This window comes from Vibrio sp. 10N.222.48.A3, from assembly GCF_041475345.1.
GTDB lineage: Bacteria > Pseudomonadota > Gammaproteobacteria > Enterobacterales > Vibrionaceae > Vibrio > Vibrio tasmaniensis_A.
This window is the reverse complement of sequence record NZ_JBFRVX010000342.1, coordinates 1-1,280: the sequence shown is the minus strand read 5'-3', so window position 1 is coordinate 1,280 and position 1,280 is coordinate 1. Positions and strand designations below refer to the sequence as shown.

Here is a 1,280-nt window from a genome sequence, read left to right as displayed (position 1 = left end):
GGCTACCTTATCAGTGCTTACGCGTTGGCTATCGTTATCGGCGGCCCGATCTTAACCATCTACCTAGCACGTTTTAACAAGAAGATGGTGCTGATTGGCTTAATGGCACTGTTCATCATCGGTAATGTCTTATCAGCCCTTGCTCCTAGCTACCCACTTCTACTTGCCAGCCGTGTTATCGCAGGCTTAGTGCAAGGCCCTTTTTATGGTATCGGTGCGGTTGTTGCAACCAACTTAGTGTCTGAAAAAATGGCAGGTCGTGCCGTTGGCCAGATGTTCGCAGGCTTAACACTCGCTAACGTTCTTGGCGTTCCAGCTGGTACATGGGTCAGCTTGCAATTCGGTTGGCACACCACTTTCTTTACCGTGGCAGCACTTGGCACTATCGCGATGCTTGCCATTCTGACTTCGATTAAGTCGACAGGTCACAGTGAAGCGAAGGACATCAAAACTCAGCTTCTAGCGTTCAAAAATCCAATGTTACTGATCAGCTTAGCAATCACCGCTTTTGCTTGGTCTGGCTTCATGACGCTTTACGGCTACCTTGCGCCAATCGCCATGCACATCACAGGTTACAGTCAAGAATCAGTGACTTGGATCTTAGTGATAGTGGGTGTTGGCTTAATCATCGGTAACACCTTGGGCGGACGCTCTTCAGATAAAAACCTAGGCAAAGCTTCAATGTTTTGGGCTATCGCGATGATCATTTCATTGGTGGTAGTTGGCCTTGTGGTAGACAACAAAATCCTCTTCGTTGCAGCTGCATTTGTCTTTGGTATTGCATCATTTGCGAACGTCCCTGCCATGCAACTTCGAGTAATGAACCACGGTGGCGAAGGGCAAGAGCTAGCAGCAACTGCGAATATCTCAGCGTTTAACTTAGCCAATGCCTTTGGTGGATTCCTTGGTGGCATGGTACTCGACAGCCAACTAGGCGCAGGCATGATTCCGTTCGCAGCCGTTGTGGTTCCTATCGTCGGCTTGTTCTTAATCGCTAAAGCTAACCGAAAAGAGAAACCACAAAGCAACTCAATATTTGCACCCACAGAAGCTAAATAATTTAAGAACTCCGTAACTTCAAAGTGCCAATTCATTATCAAACTGGAATTGGCACAGCACTAAAAATTCATAAAGGTAGAGATCATGAACAAGTTATTCGAAACATCAGAACTGAAAGGCCTAGAGCTGCAAAACCGTGTGGTTATGGCACCCATGACACGCGCTCGCACCAGCCAGCCTGGAAACGTGCCAAACGACATGATGGCGACTTATTACCAACA

The 1,280-nt window shown here is 47.3% G+C and carries 1 protein-coding gene and 1 pseudogene; both read left to right on the top strand.

Features of this window, described 5'->3' with window-relative positions; all coding sequences use genetic code 11:
- On the top strand, window positions 1-1,059 hold a 1,059-nt coding region (locus tag AB4653_RS10820; protein WP_372104131.1), incomplete at its 5' end, for an MFS transporter.
- Between the two features lie 84 nt (window positions 1,060-1,143).
- Window positions 1,144-1,280: pseudogene (locus AB4653_RS10815) on the top strand (alkene reductase); the annotation flags it as partial.